The sequence below is a fragment of the Chryseobacterium sp. D764 genome (assembly GCF_019317325.1).
Taxonomy (GTDB): domain Bacteria; phylum Bacteroidota; class Bacteroidia; order Flavobacteriales; family Weeksellaceae; genus Chryseobacterium.
Window position 1 is genome coordinate 3543179 of record NZ_CP079219.1, and the last position, 19481, is coordinate 3562659.

General features: G+C 36.3%; 18 protein-coding genes. 6 read left to right on the plus strand and 12 right to left on the minus strand.

The features are described 5' to 3' along the window. Positions 1 to 116: 116 nt before the first annotated feature. Entirely contained in the window at positions 117 to 1928 is a 1812-nt protein-coding gene (locus KYG33_RS16100; protein WP_219072063.1) for a hypothetical protein, read from the plus strand. Positions 1929 to 1978: 50 nt separating this feature from the next. Here KYG33_RS16100 and KYG33_RS16105 read toward each other — a convergent pair whose 3' ends face one another. The 4 genes from KYG33_RS16105 to KYG33_RS16120 all read right to left on the minus strand — a co-directional run bounded on the left by KYG33_RS16105 (position 1979) and on the right by KYG33_RS16120 (position 5872). Next, positions 1979 to 2326 carry a DUF1801 domain-containing protein gene (locus KYG33_RS16105; protein ID WP_077413455.1) on the minus strand — a complete coding sequence of 116 codons (348 nt, stop codon included), beginning with the start codon at positions 2324 to 2326 and terminating at the stop codon, positions 1979 to 1981. Between the two features lie 18 nt (positions 2327 to 2344). Continuing rightward, entirely contained in the window at positions 2345 to 4183 is a 1839-nt protein-coding gene (locus tag KYG33_RS16110; RefSeq protein ID WP_077413456.1) for an ABC transporter ATP-binding protein, read from the minus strand. 237 nt (positions 4184 to 4420) lie between these two features. Then, positions 4421 to 5341: a M28 family peptidase gene (locus tag KYG33_RS16115; protein ID WP_219072064.1), complete on the minus strand. Its 921-nt coding sequence runs from the start codon at positions 5339 to 5341 to the stop codon at positions 4421 to 4423. A gap of 141 nt (positions 5342 to 5482) precedes the next feature. Further along, positions 5483 to 5872: a DUF4293 domain-containing protein gene (locus KYG33_RS16120; RefSeq protein WP_077413458.1), complete on the minus strand. Its 390-nt coding sequence runs from the start codon at positions 5870 to 5872 to the stop codon at positions 5483 to 5485. A 143-nt stretch (positions 5873 to 6015) separates the two neighbouring features. Here KYG33_RS16120 and rho point away from each other — a divergent pair, with 143 nt between their 5' ends. Together rho and KYG33_RS16130 are read left to right on the plus strand one after the other, a co-directional pair. Next, complete coding sequence (gene rho / locus KYG33_RS16125) at positions 6016 to 7845, plus strand: transcription termination factor Rho (protein WP_219072065.1); 1830 nt, start codon at positions 6016 to 6018, stop codon at positions 7843 to 7845. Positions 7846 to 8042: 197 nt separating this feature from the next. Beyond that, positions 8043 to 8639 carry a superoxide dismutase gene (locus tag KYG33_RS16130; protein ID WP_047380285.1) on the plus strand — a complete coding sequence of 199 codons (597 nt, stop codon included), beginning with the start codon at positions 8043 to 8045 and terminating at the stop codon, positions 8637 to 8639. A 71-nt stretch (positions 8640 to 8710) separates the two neighbouring features. On the opposite strand, the gene KYG33_RS16135 is transcribed toward KYG33_RS16130, so the two are convergent. Both KYG33_RS16135 and KYG33_RS16140 read right to left on the minus strand, forming a co-directional pair. Then, positions 8711 to 9130, minus strand: coding sequence for a DUF6146 family protein (locus KYG33_RS16135; RefSeq protein ID WP_077413460.1), 420 nt, complete (start codon positions 9128 to 9130; stop codon positions 8711 to 8713). A gap of 51 nt (positions 9131 to 9181) precedes the next feature. Next, positions 9182 to 10372 carry an endonuclease gene (locus KYG33_RS16140; RefSeq protein ID WP_077413461.1) on the minus strand — a complete coding sequence of 397 codons (1191 nt, stop codon included), beginning with the start codon at positions 10370 to 10372 and terminating at the stop codon, positions 9182 to 9184. 251 nt (positions 10373 to 10623) lie between these two features. On the opposite strand from KYG33_RS16140, the gene KYG33_RS16145 reads away from it, so the two are divergent. The 3 genes from KYG33_RS16145 to KYG33_RS16155 all read left to right on the plus strand — a co-directional run bounded on the left by KYG33_RS16145 (position 10624) and on the right by KYG33_RS16155 (position 15600). Beyond that, a complete protein-coding gene (locus tag KYG33_RS16145) occupies positions 10624 to 13500 on the plus strand; it encodes a carboxypeptidase-like regulatory domain-containing protein (RefSeq protein ID WP_219072066.1) in 2877 nt (958 codons plus the stop codon). Between the two features lie 27 nt (positions 13501 to 13527). Next, complete coding sequence (locus tag KYG33_RS16150) at positions 13528 to 14952, plus strand: DUF5689 domain-containing protein (RefSeq protein WP_219072067.1); 1425 nt, start codon at positions 13528 to 13530, stop codon at positions 14950 to 14952. Positions 14953 to 15093: 141 nt separating this feature from the next. After that, positions 15094 to 15600 (plus strand): hypothetical protein, encoded by a 507-nt coding sequence (locus tag KYG33_RS16155; RefSeq protein ID WP_180564977.1) that lies wholly within the window; start codon positions 15094 to 15096, stop codon positions 15598 to 15600. Between the two features lie 42 nt (positions 15601 to 15642). On the opposite strand, the gene KYG33_RS16160 is transcribed toward KYG33_RS16155, so the two are convergent. From KYG33_RS16160 to KYG33_RS16185, 6 genes are all read right to left on the minus strand, one after another. Beyond that, a complete protein-coding gene (locus KYG33_RS16160; RefSeq protein WP_149834031.1) occupies positions 15643 to 16194 on the minus strand; it encodes an inclusion body family protein in 552 nt (183 codons plus the stop codon). Positions 16195 to 16475: 281 nt separating this feature from the next. Continuing rightward, complete coding sequence (locus KYG33_RS16165) at positions 16476 to 16946, minus strand: DUF6702 family protein (RefSeq protein ID WP_228408605.1); 471 nt, start codon at positions 16944 to 16946, stop codon at positions 16476 to 16478. Positions 16947 to 17004: 58 nt separating this feature from the next. After that, positions 17005 to 17757, minus strand: coding sequence for a TIGR00730 family Rossman fold protein (locus KYG33_RS16170; protein WP_077413465.1), 753 nt, complete (start codon positions 17755 to 17757; stop codon positions 17005 to 17007). 9 nt (positions 17758 to 17766) lie between these two features. After that, positions 17767 to 18480 carry an NDP-sugar synthase gene (locus tag KYG33_RS16175; RefSeq protein WP_077413466.1) on the minus strand — a complete coding sequence of 238 codons (714 nt, stop codon included), beginning with the start codon at positions 18478 to 18480 and terminating at the stop codon, positions 17767 to 17769. Positions 18481 to 18590: 110 nt separating this feature from the next. Continuing rightward, on the minus strand, positions 18591 to 18998 hold the full coding sequence (locus KYG33_RS16180; RefSeq protein ID WP_219072068.1) for an RNase adapter RapZ: 408 nt from the start codon (positions 18996 to 18998) through the stop codon (positions 18591 to 18593). A gap of 116 nt (positions 18999 to 19114) precedes the next feature. Continuing rightward, positions 19115 to 19477, minus strand: coding sequence for a GxxExxY protein (locus tag KYG33_RS16185; RefSeq protein WP_257468812.1), 363 nt, complete (start codon positions 19475 to 19477; stop codon positions 19115 to 19117). Positions 19478 to 19481 lie beyond the last annotated feature (4 nt).

Genomic DNA, 19481 nt, shown 5'->3' on the forward strand with positions numbered 1-19481 from the left:
TGAGTAGTATTGCGTAGGGAAAAATAATATGTAATTGTCTGTGGGTGATAATTTTGTGACGGTTAAATAAATGACTTAGTTAAAAATTTTACTCATTAAACAATTATAACTTAAAAATGATGGAAACAAAATTTACAATTCCCCCAATCAAAGTCTTGCTGATAGCACTGCTATTTGCCTTTGGAAAATTTTATTCTCAGGCCAATAATGGAGCGGTAGGGATTAATACCACTACCCCTAATGCTAATTCCGTTTTGGATGTCATCTCAGGAAATAACAATAAAGGAATCCTTATTCCCAGATTAACTGAGGCGCAGCGAAATGCTATTACAATCAATCAGTCCAAAGATGATGGTTTGACGATTTACAATACCACAGAAGATTGTTTCAATTATTGGAGTCTTGCAGATAATGAATGGAAAAGTGTCTGCGGACAGATGGGTAAATCTGTTTTTACTATAGACTGTTCCACTTCCAAAGCAATGGGAAGCTATGTAAAAGGAAAAGAACTTACTAGTTCCAATTATCTGAGTATTGCTGTGAATGTAACAAAACCGGGTAATTATACCATTTCCGGAACGACTACCAATGGATACAATTTTTACGGAACCGGAGTATTTCTAAATACAGGAACACAAACGATACAGATTCCGGGGCAGGGAACTCCTCAGAATATCCAGACAGATAACGTGTCACTGGAAGCAAACGGAACAGCTGTTACCTGTACTCCTGCGATCTCTATTACGGTACTAAGCCCTGCAGGAACATATGCCATGAGCTGTGGAAGTGCAACAGTAAATGGGGTGTATAAAGTAGGAACAGCTCTTGCAGCCTCCAATACGATTACATTGCCTGTGAATGTTGCGACATTGGGCAGTTACACTATTACAACCAATACGGTTGACGGAATTTCTTTCAGTGGTTCAGGAGTATTTACTGCAACAGGAAATCAGAATATTACGCTGCAGGGTACAGGATCACCTTCTTCCACGACTGTAAAAACGATAACAATTACTTCGGACAGCCAAGGTGGAGTTTCAACGACATGTACAGTAAATGTGATCGTAGTTGTTCCAAAGAAAAAACTTTTAACAATCGGAACTGGTGCAAACGGTTGTGGATATAATGTGTCAGGAACTTCTCCATCAGGGATGGTAACTAAAGCAGCAGCTAATTTTGGAACATTGGCCAACAGCATCGTAAAATACGAAGGATGGGATCAGATTATAGACGGTACAGACAGCCCGAGTACTGCGCAGCTGACGACGTGGACAACCGGAGCCAATCCTGTAGATATAATTGTAATAGGATATGCATGGGGAATGAGTGCTGCAGATGCACAGGTTCTAAAAAATTATATGGCAAAAGGAGGTGTCATCGTTGCTTATTCTGAAAGTAACAGCGGAATGCAGAATCTTTTCAGAAATATTTTTGACGGATCAGTAAATACCGGAAGTGTAAACAGCGCGGGAGCTATCTATAAACTGCCCATGACAAATGATGAAATTCTGAATGGTCCTTTTGGAGATATAAGAGGATTGCAATGGGGAGAAGATGCTTCTTCTACAACCTATGCAACAGGACTTCCTTCAAGTGAAATTACAGTATATTCAGGAGATACGAACATCTCTACGGCTTCACCATCAGGAACTGTAGGTCGTGTAACTGCATTTAAACATAACACTTTAAACTTCATCTGGGTAGGAGATGGTGGATTCAACTCTCAATGTGGATCAGTTACTTCTCCAAATACCTCAGATACGATATGTCCGTTCTATGCAGATACTAATTATAAGCCAATTGCTAAACCAAATTATGGAAATGGGGTTGCTGCTTATGAAATGAATGTATATAACTCAATATTCTATGCAAATGCTCTTGCCTGGGCTATTAAACAGGCAGAATTCAGCGGAATAAACACACAATGATAAAAGTTTTTTAAAGAGGGCTCCGGTACGATGATTCGTGCCGGAGTTTTTTATTTTATATACTTTTTAATCTCTTCTGTAAGGTTTAATATGAATTCTACCGGGAGATCTTCTTCAGTGTCAATTAAGAGGATTTTAAACTTCTTTCTGCCATCCAGAATCAACTCCGGATAATCCAATTTGTCACCGTGGTAAAAGCTGATATAATGTTTCCTGTATTTTTTGCTGTAATAAAAATAACACAGCATTTTCTTTTTGTATTTGATAAACGGAAGCCCAAAACTGAATGTTTCTGTAATATTTTCCGGATCTGAAGCTAAAATAGAATCACGTAAAAATAAAAGAGTACTTCTTTCAGGCTCTTCGATTCTGTAGAAATACTCTTGTATAGGGTTCATTTTAATTGAATTAAAATATTAGTCGAAATTTTGAAGCTCAACAAGCTTGTTATACATTCCTTTTTTCGCGATCAGGTCATGATGTGTTCCTTGCTCTACAATATCGCCTTTTTCCATCACTACGATCCAGTCTGCTTTCTGAATGGTTGAAAGACGGTGGGCGATTACCAGAGAAGTTCTGTTTTCCATCATTTTCTCCAGTGCATCCTGTACAAATCTTTCAGATTCTGTGTCCAGCGCAGAGGTTGCTTCATCCAGAATCATAATTGGAGGGTTTTTCAATACTGCTCTCGCAATAGAAACTCTTTGCTTTTGACCTCCGGAAAGCTTACCGCCATCATCTCCGATATTGGAATCATATCCTTCAGGAAGTGTTGTGATAAATGCATCTGCATTGGCAATTTTTGCGGCAGCAATCACCTCTTCTCTTGTCGCATCAGGTTTACCCATCAGGATATTATTATAAACGGAATCATTAAATAATACAGATTCCTGGGTTACCATACCCAGAAGCTTGCGGTATTCATCTAATTTTAAATGTTTAATATTGGTGCCGTCAATCATGATCTCTCCTTCAGAAACATCATAGAACCTTGCTAAAAGATTGGCAATGGTTGTTTTACCACTTCCACTTTGCCCTACAAGAGCTACTGTTTTCCCTTTTGGAATAGAAAGTGAGAAGTTTTTAAGAATTGTATGGTCTTTATCGTAGAAAAAGCCAATATTATTAAACTCGATAGAATGATTTAATGTTGAGATGGAAACAGGATTTTCTATTTCATCAATTTTCACATCAGCATCCAGAATTGCTAAAACTCTTTCAAGAGAAGCTTCTCCTTTCTGTACATTCGAAATTGACTGAGACAAACTTTTCACAGGAGGTAAAATCTGGAAGAAAATTCCCAGGAAAACCAAGAAATCTGCAGGGGAAATACTTTGTTCTACAATGATTTGTTTTCCCCCATACCAAGCGATAATTAAGAACGTAACCGAACCTAAAAATTCGCTCATCGGAGATGCAAGTTCCTTTTTTCTACCTAATCTTATAGAGCTGTTGATCCATTTCTGCATTGACTGCATAAAACGGTTGTCCATTATTTTTTCTGCACTGAAAATCTTAATCACCTTTGTAGATTTCAATGTTTCATCTACGATTGAGAAAATAGTTCCCATTTCATTTTGGGCTTCATGAGAGTCTTTTTTCAGGCTTTTTCCTATTAAAGCAATCATAGTTCCCATTACCGGTAATACCAGAAGGGAGAAAAGAGTCATCTCTGTACTTAAAAAGAAAAGAGTCACCAATGTGCTTATCAGCATAAAAGGTGCATTGATCAATTCTACTAAACTTCCTAAAATATTACCTTCAACTTCACCTACGTCATTTGACATACGGGACATCAGATCTCCTTTTCTGCTTTCTGTAAAAAAGGAAACGGGTAAAGAAAGAATCTTTCTGTACATCGCTCCACGAAGGTCCTGAGTAACGCCTACACGATAATTGATCAGTAAAAACGAACCTAAATATCTGAAAAGGTTTCTCAGTAAAAACATAAAAGCTGTTATCACACAAAGCCAGGCCAAAACATTAAGTGCTCCGTGCTCAGTTACCAAGCTCTGAACATAATAATTGGCATACTCTTTTGCGTAAGAGAAAAAATCTAAAATCTCTCCTGAATAAACAGGTGGGTGGGTGTATTTTTTAGCCTCAATGGTTCCGAAAAGCATTCCCAAAACCGGTAGAATAGTTCCTAAGGAAGCAATCTGAAAAACAGAATACATAAGGTTGAAAAACAAGCTTCCGTAGATGTATTTTTGGTGAGGTCTTGCGAACTTCAGTATTTTAATATATTGGTTCATTCAATGAAAAAATTGGATAGCAAAATTACGTAAAATTAAAAGATAAGACGTCCTTAATCCTGTTTTACTTTAATGGATAAGTTTCAAAAAATGTCTTTTTGTTACAACTCCGTGTTATTAAGCCTTGTTTTTTGAATAAATTAAACCTGATTATGACATAAAAATAGAAGATAAGAAGGTCTTGCTGTTTCATAAAAAAAAAACCGCTGAAACAGCGGTTTTGATATAATGATTTAATTAAAAATTCACCTGGTCATTATACTTTGGAGCAAAATTTTTAGGATTCAATTTATCCAGAGTTTTTCCAAAGTTATTAATGATCTGCGTCATATTATCAAAATCTACGATGTTGATGTCATCATTTTCATGGTGATAATGAGATGCTTTCGTCATATCTACTGTAGAGAATGAATGGGCAATGATTTTCTTTTTTACAAAGCTTACATTGTCTGAACGGTAGAACAGCTGTTGTTTTGCATATGGATCTGCATTGAGTTTTAATCCGTTTACTGCATTTTTATTGAACAGTTCATCAAGGTCAGAGAATCCGTCTCCTGTCATATATAATGCATTTTTTCCCCACTGAGATTCTGTGGCTACCATTTCAAAATTGAAAAGTGCTGTCAGCTTATTATAAATATGATCCAGATTGGTGTCAGTTGAGATAGCTCTTGAACCAAGCATTCCTTTCTCCTCTCCATTAAATGCCATGAAAACCATAGAGAATTCAGGCTTTTTGTTTTTAAAATAATCGGCAATACCTACCAGAGTCGTGATTCCGCTGGCATCATCATCGGCTCCGTTATAAATGTTGTCACCACTTTTATCACTGGTTCCAATATGATCAAAATGCCCTGAGAATCCAAGATACTGATCTGTTTTTCCTTTTTTGATACCACAGACATTGTATGCTGTTTTCCCATTATAATCAAATGATACCAGGTAAGATTTTCCGGTACAGTATTCCAGATTATTTTCTTTGAAGAGTTTAGCAATGTAGTTGGCTGCATTTTCATTTTCCTGAGTTCCGATTTCACGGCCTTTCATTTCATCTGAAGCGAGAGTGGAAAGGATTGTTTTTACCCTTTCTTTAGAAATCTCCTGGGAAAAAGTGAATATGGAGAATAGTGATAAAGTAAGATACGTTAGCTTTTTCATTGTCTTTTATTAAAAGTTATATGATCTGTCGTGGTTTTGATCAAAAAGTTGCAATGAATTTACGTAAATTATAAGAATATGAGGCAAATAAAAAACAGCTCCTAAAAAGAAGCTGTTCTCACTCAAAAAATCGTTGTAAGGCTATCGAAGTCTGTCTACAGATTTTACGAGCCTCTCATCTTTACGGATGTAAATGTTTGCAATAAGCAGACAAATTACCGCAATCAATGGGAAAATCGGCTCAATACCCTTCTCAGGAAAATGAATTCCTCCGGATAAGTTTAGTAACCAGTACGCCAATACACCAATCAACAAAACGTTTATAATGATGCTGATAGTATTCAGCAAAATTTGTCTTTTTCTGTTTTTGAAACTAAAAATACTTAATGCTCCAATGATTACAAGCACGATACTGCCCATATTAAGTAAAGGAATACTGTCGGAAATGACAACATCCTGTCCTGTTATAAAAAGGAAAACAGCAGCTAAAACTGCCAATAACGTCCATATAGTTTGTATTCTCTGTAGCATTGAATATTAAATTCTTGGCAAAAATAACATAAATTTTGCACAATTCAAAAATAAGTGTAGATTTGCATTATACAATGTACTTGAAAACCAAAGTCACCGGACTTACTTTTCTTACTCACAATTAATTACATTTTTACATAAATATGTTTAACATAGAAACGTTAAGGTCAAAATCCGTAACGGAACTGACTAAAATCTTAAAAGATTTGGGCGTTAAAGTTGCAAGAACCAGCAATGAAAATGACAAGATCTTTGCTATTCTTGACTTTCAGGCTTCTAACCCTAAAGTTGCAAAAGATTATTTCAACGCCACAGAAACCACCAGTGTAACTACTGAAGAGGCCCCAGCAGATAAACCTGTTAAAGCCCCGGCAAGAAAAGCTGTTCCGAAGAAACCAGCAGCCAAGCCAAAAACAAATACAAACACAAATACAAAAGCTCCGGCAGAAGAACCTAAAGTAGAAGAAAAGGTACCCGCTTCTGAAGAAGTAAAACCGGAAGAACCCACAGCTGAAGTAGCTGCAATAACAGAGGAATCTGCAGCAAGCGCCCAGGCTAAAAAGAAAAGAAAAAGAGTTTCTACCAATGCAGGTAATGCAGAAGTATCTCAGGAAAAAACAGAAGCTCCAAAAAACATAGAATCTCAAGAGCCAGCTCAGGCTGAAGAAAAGCCTAACAATCCTCAACAACAGGCTAACAGACCTCAAAAAGGACACAACCATCCACAGAATAGTGGAAACCAACATAAAAATCAAAACCAGAACCAACAACACCAGCAGCATCAAAACCAAAATCAGAATCAAAACAGACATTCTGAAAAGGCAGAGGAGCAGCACGACCATAAAAAAGAATTCAATTTCGATGGATTGGTAAGCATTGAAGGTGTTTTGGAAATTTTACCGGATAACTACGGATTTTTACGTTCATCAGACTTCAGCTATATCTCTTCTCCAGATGATGTGTATGTATCTACAGCACAGATCAGAAATTATGGTTTAAAAACCGGAGATACCGTTAAAGGAATTGTAAGACTTCCAAAAGAAGGTGAAAAATATTTTTCATTATTAAAACCTACAGAAGTTAACGGACGTGACCTTGCATTTATCAAGGACCGTGTTGCTTTTGAATATCTTACTCCGCTTTTCCCGGAAGAAAAATTCAATTTAGCAGGAAGCGGATCTACCATTTCTACCAGAATTGTAGATTTATTTGCACCTATTGGAAAAGGTCAGAGAGCAATGATCGTTGCACAGCCTAAAACAGGTAAGACGATGTTGCTTAAAGATATTGCTAATTCTATTGCAGCCAACCACCCGGAAGTATACATGATGGTTCTTTTGATTGATGAGCGTCCGGAAGAGGTTACTGATATGGAAAGAAGTGTAAATGCAGAAGTTATTGCCTCTACATTTGACGAAGCAGCTGAAAAACATGTGAAAGTAGCTAACCTTGTTCTTGCGAAAGCACAGAGAATGGTTGAGTGTGGACACGATGTAGTAATCTTACTGGATTCTATTACAAGATTGGCAAGAGCATACAACACAGTTACTCCTGCATCAGGTAAGGTTCTTTCCGGTGGGGTAGACGCCAATGCACTTCACAAGCCGAAAAGATTCTTTGGAGCAGCAAGAAAAATCGAAGGAGGAGGATCTCTGACGATCATTGCAACCGCATTGATTGATACAGGATCTAAAATGGATGAAGTAATCTTTGAAGAATTCAAAGGTACTGGTAACATGGAGCTTCAGCTAGACAGAAAAATTGCTAACAGAAGAATTTATCCTGCTATTGACTTAATTTCTTCCAGTACCCGTAGAGATGATCTTCTTCTTGATGAAGTGACTTCTCAGAGAATGTGGATCTTCAGAAAATATCTTTCTGAAATGAATCCTGTAGAAGCTATGGAATTTGTAAATAAGAACATCAAAGGAACTCTCAACAATGAAGAATTCCTGATGTCTATGAATAAATAAATTTAATTTAATATTGTTAAATGAAAAGCACGGATCATTTGGTTCGTGCTTTTTGTTGGTTGTAAATAAAAAAAATTAAAACTTAATTCATTCTAAATCAATGTATCAATGTTAAAGATTTATTAAAGTAATCTTCAATCCTTGATAATACCTTAAATATTGGCTAATTTTGGAATATAACATTAAAAATAAAGATTATGTCATTTGAATTACCAAAACTAGGATATGCATATGATGCATTAGAGCCAACTATTGATGCAAGAACTATGGAAATCCACCATACAAAACACCACCAGGCATATATTGACAATTTAAATAAAGCAATTGAAGGAACTGAACTAGCAGGAAAAACTATTGAAGAAATCTGCCAGACAGGAACTGACAAACCAGCAGTAAGAAATAATGGAGGAGGACACTTCAACCACTCTTTATTCTGGGAAATTTTAACGCCAGGAGGAAGCAAAGAGCCTGTAGGAAATGTAAAAGCTGCTATCGAAAACTACGGAGGTCTTGAAAAATTCAAAACTGATTTTTCTGATGCTGCTAAAACAAGATTTGGTTCAGGATGGGCTTGGTTAGTAAAAAATGCTGACGGTTCTGTATCTGTTTCTTCTACACCAAACCAGGACAACCCATTAATGCCTGTAGCAGACGTTAAAGGAACTCCGGTTTTAGGATTAGATGTTTGGGAGCACGCTTATTATTTAAACTACCAAAACAGAAGACCTGACTATGTTTCTGCATTCTTTGAAGTAGTAAACTGGGATAAAGTAGAAGAATTATTCAATAAATAATTTTCAACTATTATAAAAATGAAAAGGTTCAGAATTGTTCTGAACCTTTTTTATTGAGTAGTATTTAAAATTTATCTTATGGCATCGCTTCCGGACAATCCATTCAATCTTAGCTTATACTTCCAGTTTACATACACAAAGACCTGATATAACTTATATTCAAACTTGATCCCGTACTTTTCCTGCGGATCATAATCTATTCCGGATTCTATGATATTTCTGTATCTCCCGGAATTATAATAACTGTTCCATTCGTTCACCAGAAATGTATTTTTTGTCTTCAGATATGATTCTGTATACTGGCTGATGGGCTTGGCAACAGCGTTCAAAAAATAATCAAATTGCGTATCAATAACCGTGAGATCCCATTCTCCGTCTTCGTTTTTAGAAGGCTTCATTTCATGTTGTTCTTTATCTTTCTTTGGTGTTTCCTGAGAAAAACAGCTGTAAGGTATCAATGCGATCAATACCAATAAAATAATATTTTTCATGATGAAGGTATTTATATAAAAAAAGCACTCCAATAAGAGTGCCTAACTTTTTTATGGTTCTTTCTGGAGAACTACAAATGCCGGGAAGTGATCACTGTAACCTCCTGTGAACTGGTCTCCATTCCAGGATCTGAAAGGATAGCCTTTATAATTTCCTTCTTTATTAACTAAATAAGACGGTGCGAAAATTTCTGTTTTGTACACAGAATATTCTTTAGTTACCTGATCTGAAATTACATTTTTAGAAACAATAATCTGGTCAAACAGGTTCGGTGCATCCTGATAGGCGAGAGATGCCACTCCTTTCTTATATAAAGGATACATCAGATTAAGGTATGGTGTTTCTTCACTTAAATCTTTAGGTGCTGCCTGAGCTTTCAGGTGGTTTTTTAAACTCGGGCTTACAGGATCGTCATTAAAGTCACCCATTGCAAAAAGCTTCGTTGTTGGGTCTGCAGCTCTTATACTGTCCATCTGCTGTTTCAATAAAGCGGCTGCAGCATTTCTTTTAGGTAAAGAAATCGCTTCACCTCCTCTTCTTGAAGGCCAGTGGTTCATAAAGAATGCCACTTTTTCATTATCTAAAAACCCTGTTACAACAAGAATATCTCTTGTATATTCTCTTCTTCCGTTGTCACCGTATATTTTCAGTTCTTTTTTTAATGAATTGGTAGGCGTGAATCTTCTTTTCTGATAAATCAATGCAACATCAATTCCTCTGTAGTCATAAGAGTTGTAATGAATAATCCCGTAATCATATTTCTTTAAAGCGGGTTCGTTGATCAGATCCTGGATGACCTGTCTGTTTTCAACCTCAATTAATCCCACTACTGCAGGAGCTGTTTTGGTATACTGTGCTCCCATTTCAGAAATTACTTTGGCTTCATTGGCCAATTTTGCTTTATAAATCTTAGTCCCGTAGTTTTTTGCACTTTTTGGGGTAAACTCTTCAGAACCACCTTGTTCTCTTACTACCTTTTTACCAATTAAAGCACCGTCACTCCATGGTCCATCATATTTTTCAGCTTCCAGAAGTTTGATAGAATCCATAGGAATACTTCTGTGAAAAGCGGGATTTTTAATGTCCTTGGTTCCATCAATATAATCCGCTGAACGGATAGTGTCCCACAGGTTTTCTACATTTAAAAAACCTACAGTAGCTACTTTTCTCAGTTTTCCTTGTTGCTGCGAAAATGCCATGACCGAAATAATGATGGCAAACAGACTCGAAAATCTCTTCATCTTCTTTGAGTTATTATTAATACTATTTAATTTACAAATTTACTTTTTTTAATTCACTACGTTTTAAATATTTGTAAATTTAAAAGCAATTATCTCAGAATCATTTATATAATGATTCTTAAAAGCTTGCAGTATTAAGGAAAAATATTGTTAAAAAAGTTGTGAATTACAAAATTTGATTAAATTTGTGCCCCCAACTTTTAAACTGTTGAAAATTAACAAGAAAAGTATTTAAAAAAATAAATATACTCATGATTAAAAAACTATCATTGATCTCTTTATTTACTTTGCTGCCTGCGTCATATTATTATGCGCAGACAACAGTGTTTGCGTATCTTAAGGATGCGGAAGGAAAGCCTGTTGAGCAAGCAAGTGTAGATTTAAAAGGAGCAGGAAATGATGCAAAGGCAGACAAGATCGGTTATTTCCAATTTACTGACTTGATGCCGGGACATTATCAAATTATGGTTACAAAGCCGAATTTTGAAACTAAAATTTTTGAATTTGACGTAACTAATAATGAGAAGAGAAAAGATCTTGGAGTAATTACTCTTTATTCTGCATTGAATGGTGCAGATCAGGGTTTAGCTATTGTGGAGGATTCAGGAGAAAGTGATGGTGGCGGCGCACAGCAAACCGCAACTGTAGGATTATTACAGTCTTCTCAGGATGTCTTCAATAGAATTGCAAGTTTCGATTTAGGACCATACTGGTTCCGCCCAAGAGGAATTGATAGCAGAACAGGTGAGAATATGATCAACGGGATTTCTATGGCCGCTGCAGATAATGGAGATGTAGACTTCAGTACCTGGGGAGGATTGAACGAAATCACCCGTTACCCGGAAATTGCAGCTAATCATGCCCCTTCCGAATATGCTTTCGGAGGAACTACCGGAGTATTTTATAAGAATACCAAAGCCAGCGAGTACAGAAAAGGAAGTCAGCTGACGTACTCTCTGACCAACAGAAACTATACCAACAGATTATCTTACAGATTCTCTTCCGGAATGAATAAGAACGGATGGGCATTTACTGGAATGATCGCAAGAAGATGGGCACAGGAAGGGATTCAGGATGGTACTGCTTATGATGCATACAGTGGATATATTGGTATTGAGAAGAAATTCAGTGACAGTCATACCATGACTTTAAATGCTATAGGTTCCAAATATGAGAGAAGCTCTTCAAGTCCAAGTACTCAGGAAGTTTATGATTTCAGAGGAGTTCATTACAATTCTTACTGGGGATGGCAGAATGGAGATAAAAGGAATGAGAGAGTGAAAAGAGGTTTCCAGCCAATGATCCAGTTACAGGATTTCTGGAAAATCAATAAAAACTCTCAGTTATGGACCTCTGTTTCTTACCAGTTCGGTAAAGAATACAGTTCAAGATTGGACTGGTATAGAGCCAATAACCCGTCTCCAACTTATTACCGTAATTTACCAAGCTATTGGTTAAACTATACAAATCCGTCTCCGGAACAGGCTGCTAACATTGGAATTACAAGAGACTGGTGGACTAATGATGATCAGTCGCACACACAGATCAATTGGGATAATCTTTATAATGCCAATAGAAACGTACAATACAATGCGTTACTTGGAGGAAGAAGAGCGGCTTATTATCTTGTAGATGATGTAAAAGATGATAAAGTATGGAATGTATCTACACATTATACCTATAACTTCACCGATACTTCCCGTTTTATCTTAAACTTATCTTATCAGAATTACAGATCTGAACAGTACAGAGAAGTGAATGACCTTTTAGGTGCTGATTTTGCTCTGAATATGGACCCATTTGCCTCCAATACGACTGCTGGAAGTGTTTGGGGGAAATTTAATACAAGAGAAAGCGATACTGATGTTGCCAAAAGAGAAGGTGATAAAATCGGATACAGCTATATTTTCAGAAGACAGGAATTTAAAATAAATCCTGCATTCAAATTCTCAACAGGGAAATTTGATGTTTTTATTTCCGGACTGTTCGGATATACAACGAACAGCAGAGAAGGTTTATTCCAACATTATCTGTATGAGTCTTCTTATGGAAAAGGAGCAGACCAAAACTTCTGGAATGCAGGGGTTAAAGGTCAGGTTACCTATAAAATCAACGGTAGAAACTTTTTGGTTTATAACGGAGCTTACTTTTCACAGTCTCCTTTCTTAAATGATATTTATTTTAATACAAGAGTAAGTGGTGTTACAACTCCGGGGATCAAGAATGTTGTTATTGATGCAAACGATTTGAGCTATGTAATTTCTACTCCGATTGTTAAACTTAGATTGACCGGTTACCTTGTTAATACTCAAAACGAAACAAGTGTGCAAAGATATTTCGCACAGGGAGTTAAACTCACAAACCTTACTGAGAGCGGAGATCAGGCTCCTGTACAGGATGGTGCTTTCATTACACAGGTATTGGCAGGTGCTAACAAAAGAAATATGGGTATTGAGCTTGGAGCACAGGTGAAAGTTACTCCTACTTTGACAGCCAGCGGATTATTAAGTGTAGGACAATATACTTATACTAATAATCCTACCGTTTATTTTGCATCTGATGCGGTTGGAACATTCAGAGAACTTGACGGAAACGGAAATATTGTATCAAGATCTTATACCAATATGGGAGAGGCTACCCTTAAAAACTACAGACAAGGAGGAACGCCTCAGGAGGCATACACTTTAGGTCTTCGTTACAGCAGCCCTAAGTATTGGTGGATAGGAGCTACATGGAACTATTTCGGACATTCATTCCTGGATCCGTCTCCGGTAACCAGAACAGAAAGATTCTATACAAATCCTAACACACCTGGAGTACCTTATGATAACGTAACAGAGGAAGAGCTTGCAAGAATTCTTACTCCAACAAAATTACCTTCAGCGTTCTTCTTCAATGTGAATGCAGGTAAATCATGGATGATTGGTAAGTATTATGTGTTAGTGTCTGCATCTGTAAATAACATCCTTAATAACAGAAACTTTATTACAGGTGGATTTGAGCAGACGAGAAACGTTAACTATACTGACTATGCTAATGATTATGACAGCGGAAACATGGTATTCGCTCCTAAATATTGGTATAACCAGGGTAGATCTTATTTTGTTAACCTTCAATTCAGATTCTAAAAAAATTAAAATTAAAAATCGAAAACAATGAAAAATATATATTTTAAAGCGGCGATCTTTACGGCCATTTCAATGCTGGCAATCTCGTCTTGTGTAAAAACTGATGATTATGATGTGCCGGAAATCAAATGTAGTAACAAATTTGCAGCAGCTAATCATCAGTTATCTGAGATTACAACCATAGCAAAAGCAAAACCCGTTGAAGCTGATATCATTAAAGAAGATTTTATCGTAGAAGCTTACGTTTCTTCAAGTGATGAATCCGGAAATCTTTACAAAATGATGTTCCTTCAGGATAAGCCTGAAAACCCAACTCAAGGTATTGAGATTGATATCGACGGTAGCAATCAGTATCTTGATTTCCCAGTTGGGGCTTTAGTAAGAATCAACCTGAAAGGATTGATCGTTCAGGGGGTTAATGGAAACATTAAAGTAGGTTCTTATGATCCTAACTATCCTATCGGTAGAATCAACCCAAATAAAGTTTCTAATTACATGGCAAGAGTTTGCGACGGACAGAAGCCTGTAGTAGCTGCAATGAAACCATTAGAGTTCAACTTTATCTCAGATGCTCTGAAAAATGGTGCGCACGTTAATCAGCTTGTAAAAATAAAAAACGTTCAGTTTGAAGAGCCTGAATTGACAAAGAACTTTGCCGACGAATCAGCTACAGGTGATCGTTATATTACGGATAAAAAAGCAGGCAGATTAGATCTTCGTTTCAGTAACTTTTCAACTTTTGGGAAATCTCCGATCTCTCCTAAATATGAAAAAAGTGGTGATATCGTTCTTATTTTAAGCCGTTTTACAAGCTCAAGTAACGCGACGGTTTTCACAGATCAGGCTTATATAAGGGATCTTAATGATATTAACTTCCCGAACGCCAGATTTACCCCAGGTGAACCGGAACTTCCATCCGCTAATGCAGTAAATCTTTTCCCAAGCTCTGATTTTGAAAACTGGGCATCTTTCCTATCAAGTTTAAATAGCTTTGGGCTTATGCCTTATGCGTCTCAAGGTATTGGTTTGGGGTATAACGGTACAAATTCCCTTCAGATTAAAGGTACACCTGCCAATAATGATTATGTATTTACAGCGAATGCTGCGTCAGGAATTCCTGCGGCTCCAAAGAGAATTACAATGTATATTAAAGGGACTGCATCCGGAAAATCACTTTCTTTCAATGTATATAGAGCAACACCGCTTCTTCCTAATACATCTGCTTTCTATACATTCAATTTAGGAACATTCTCTACAGGGGCTACTTTAAGTCCGGAAAGCACGAATTCATATACAGGATCTATCAATACGAACGGACAATGGAGACTGGTGGAGCTTACTCTTACAGGTCTTACTGATCTTAATATTACTTCTGGAAAAACTATGTTTGCACTCAAAACCGGAAAAGATGGAGTATATGATCTTCAGATTGACAACATCAAAATTGAGTAATACATTAGAATAAAATATATTTCTAATGCACTTATAAAACTCGGGCAGCTCTTACGAGCTGCCCGAGTTTTATTTTAATATTTTTTTCAAATCAAAAAAGCAGAGAATTTTATATTTTTAAACTAGGAAATTATATTTAAGATGGAATACTTCATTTATGCTTTGAATCATACTTACACTGATGAATCTCATACAGATACCAAATTTCTGGGCTTTTCAAATAGCCTTGAAGATTTAGAGAAGCTAAAAGCAAAAGCCGTTCTTATGTCTGGATTCAGAGATTATCCGGATTGTTTTGTTGCAGATTGTTATATTATGGATAAAATACATTGGAATAATGGCTTTGAGAAGGTAATTGGTGAAATAGGACGTGATTATATAGAAAAAGGTGATGAGATAGATGAGAACTGTATTTCAGTCAAAGAATTAGGTTTAAGCACTGTTTTCAGTGTCAGTCATTCCTATACAATCCATACTTTTTTAGATGATGAAAGATATATCGGGGTATTTTCAACTTTAGAAAAGGTAGAGAAAGCTATTGAAGAGCTCAAAAATAAACCGGGTTTTAAAGATCATCAGGATGATTTTATTATCTGTGAACTGGATCTTGCAACACTTTTATGGAGTAGCGGATTTGGCAGCGTTTAAAAAACAAAAACCACCGCATCGCAGTGGTTTTATTATTTTCGTTTACTTAACCGTAATTGTTGGATCCCAGTAAAAGTAACCGTACAGAATCTGTTTGTTACTGTCATTCGGATCTAAAATGTAAAGCCCAAACTGTACATAGAAGTTCTCTTTTCCAGTAGATCTTACTTTGGAGTCAATACTAGCAAAGCTGATATCTGCAGAGGTGGCAGGAAGGCCGTTTAAAGAATTTACATCTGGTACAGCGGCTTGCTTTCTTCTCACAGAATTGTATACGAAATTATTAAAAACCTGATCACCTGACCAGTATTTAATATTATAAATAATAACTGCGTCATCCGAATTCTGATAGATTGAAGTTCCTCTGAAAGAAACTGTATCTCCGGCTCTTGCACTGAAATTGAGGTCGGCAGAACCTTGCCCTGAGATGGCATTGGCATTTGAAACAATCATATGCTGGCTGTTATGGTCAATTCCTACAGGTTTATTTGGATCCGTACTGGGGTTTTTATAATTTGCTCGTACATAATCCGTGTCAATTACGATCAGGACATCTATTGCCTGACTCGATGATTTAAGTGTTACGTCGTCCATGATATTTGGTTTTAGTTTGGTGTTTCTTACTCATTTGGCTTTTCAGATTCTGCCCCGTTATTAAAGTGATTCCGGCTTCACGTTGTTGTGGTTGTAATTACTATACAAATGTACATTGCTGAAATTGAATATATTATGGTACAAATGCTGAAATTAGCGATTAGGTATTTGTACGTAATTAATCTCTTTTTAGTGACTTGTTTGAATTTAAACAAAAAAAATACCCTGAAAAGTTTTACTTTCCAGGGTACCCATTTTATAATGGTTAAATCTAATTCACGTTAAAAAGAAACCTCATTCACCTCTTTTCCTCTTTGGAAGTTCATTGTTTTCTGGCTGCCCTTATAGGCAATATTCACCAGATTGATCTGCTTAGGAAAAGCGCTTAAAAGGATCGTATTTTTAATCTTTAAGGTATTGATATCTGAAACACCTCCGGTTTCAAAATATACCCATACAGTTTCTCCACTGACCTGACTTCCTGTGAAGGTTATCGTTTTAGGAGCCCCATTGACAAATACATCAAAATTATTGTTCACATATTTTTTTACTTCTGCTTCAAATCCGGCCGTGTTAGGGTTGATCTTTATTGCATCAGAGATGTGGCTTGTATTCATTTTTGTGGTAAACTTCAATGTCTTGCTTCCATCAACATAATCCACTTTGGTCATTGAAGAGAAAAAGTCTACATACATAAAACTCATTAACACAAAAAATGTTAAAATTCCTGATATATATAAAAGTTTTTTCATCTTAATTAATAGATTTACAATCATACTTGTTCGTTATAAGTCACAAATAATATGCCAATTAAAAATTTACATTCACAGAATATTTATCATAGAAGGCTTTAATATGTGCTACAGCCTCGTCAGCGGTATCTACCACACGATAAAGATCCAAATCATCTTCAGCAATCATTCCTTCTTTCAATAAGGTTGCTTTGAACCAATCTAATAATCCTCCCCAGAACTCGCTTCCCACCAGAACAATTGGAAATTTTCCTATTTTGTTGGTTTGAATAAGAGTCATTGCTTCAGTAAGCTCATCCAATGTCCCGAAACCGCCTGGCATTACTACAAACCCCTGAGAATATTTTACAAACATTACTTTTCTCACGAAAAAGTAATCAAAATTCATAGAATAGGATTTATTGATGTAAGGATTAAAATGCTGTTCAAAAGGAAGATCAATATTCAATCCGATAGATTTTCCTTTGGCGTTGAAAGCTCCTTTGTTTCCAGCTTCCATAACACCCGGACCGCCTCCGGTGATGATTCCGAAGCCTATTTTGGTAATCTTTTCCGCAATATCGACAGCCATTTCATAGTATTTGTTCTCCGGTTTCAGTCGGGCAGAACCAAATATAGAAACACATGGACCAATCTTGGCCAGTTTCTCATAACCGTCTACAAATTCAGCCATGACCTTGAAGACCATCCAGCTGTCTTTAGCGATTGTTTCGTCCCAGGTTTTTTGTCTGAAACTGTTATGTAGTTTTGTTTCGTTAACGTCAAGTTCCGGATTTATTAAACTTTCATCCCTAATTCCATCAATTTCCATTGCAAAATTTTATTTAAAGTGTTTTTCGGCTTCTATTACAGATGAAGGTCTTCCGACATCGATAAGAATACTGTTGTGTACAAAACCGTGTATATGCTCGGTCTGCATCAGGTCCAGATATTCTTCCATAACAGAAAATTTGCCTGTTCTTTTTATTTTTTCGAAGATCTTAGGATTGATACAATGAATTCCGCTGAAAGCAAGAGCTTTAAAGCCTTTGTTGAATTCCGCCAGCCTTTGTTCACCAGTTTGTACGTTTAGCCAGCCTCTCAAAACCATATCATCATTGAAAAGGAGTTTTCTCGAGCTTTCCCTGTCGGAAACCGCTAAAGTAGCAAAATCTTTTATCTTTTTGTGGTATTCCACCAACGCATTGACGTTCAGGTCGGTGAGAATATCCGCATTCATGATTAAAAAATCTTCTCCGTGATCAAGAAATTTTCTCGCAAAAATCAAGCCACCCCCTGTTTCAAGAAGTTCGTTGGTTTCATCAGAGATTTCAATCCTGCATCCGAAATTATTGTTTTTATTTAAGAAATCAACAATCTGATCTCCAAAATGATGAATATTGATCACAAAATCCTTTATTCCGAAACTTTTCAGGTAAGTGATATTTCTTTCCAGAAGCGGAATTTCGTTTACTTTTGCCAACGCTTTCGGATGGTGATCTGTAAACGGTTTAAGTCTGGTCCCCTTTCCTGCTGCGAAAATTAGAGCTTTCATTTTTTTATAATTGATAAATGATAGTTGATGAATGATAAAACTTTTATAATTAATAAATGATCATTAAAATAACAGTGAAAAATAATCATTTATCAATCATCGCTTATCTTTTATGAATTCAGTTGTGGTTGTTCATCATGGTGAAGGGTTATCTCAGTTCCTTCAGGATATTTTTTCCGGATAAATTCGGCGATTTTTATAGCGGAATATACCGATCTGTGCTGTCCGCCCGTACATCCGAAGTTAATCTGCAGATGTTCAAATCCTCTTTCAAGATAGTTGTCAATATTGATAGAAACAAGGGATTTTACCAATTCTAAAAACTTTGGCATGTCCGTTTTTGTTTCCAGGTATTCCTGAACTCCGATGTCATTTCCGGTCTGAATTTTATATTCTTCAATTCTTCCGGGATTTAAAATTCCACGGCAGTCAAAAGCGAAACCTCCGCCATTTCCTGAATTGTCTTTAGGAATTCCTCCTTTCTTATATGAAAAACTGTGTATCTCGATGTGTAGCATATTCTTTTTTAATTTTTTAAACCATTAAGGTTTATTTAGTTTTTAAGGTAAGTTAAGATTTTGATAAATCAAAATTTAGTCAGGAAGTTCTTTAAAAAAATCATTAATAAAGGGTTTCATTGACTTTGTAATATTGTTCGTAAAAAGTTAATAAGAAGACCTTGTGGCTTTTTAAGAACTTTCGTGTAAGTGAGTAGTTGTGCCTCATGTATTGGTAAAACTTCTTCTACAGCTTTTAACTCTTTAATAATTGTATCATTGACGAGGAGATCTACAACAAGCTTTGTTTCAATTTCTATCCCTTCATAATTGATGGGGAAATACAGCTGCTGTTTAACATCATAACCATTTTTAATAAGCTCAATTTTTAAACATTCTTCATAGACACTTTCAAGGAGACCAGGACCAAGAGCCTTATGGACTTTAATAGCAAAGCCTGTAATTTCATATGACAGTTGGGTAATTTCTTTTTTGGTCATAACC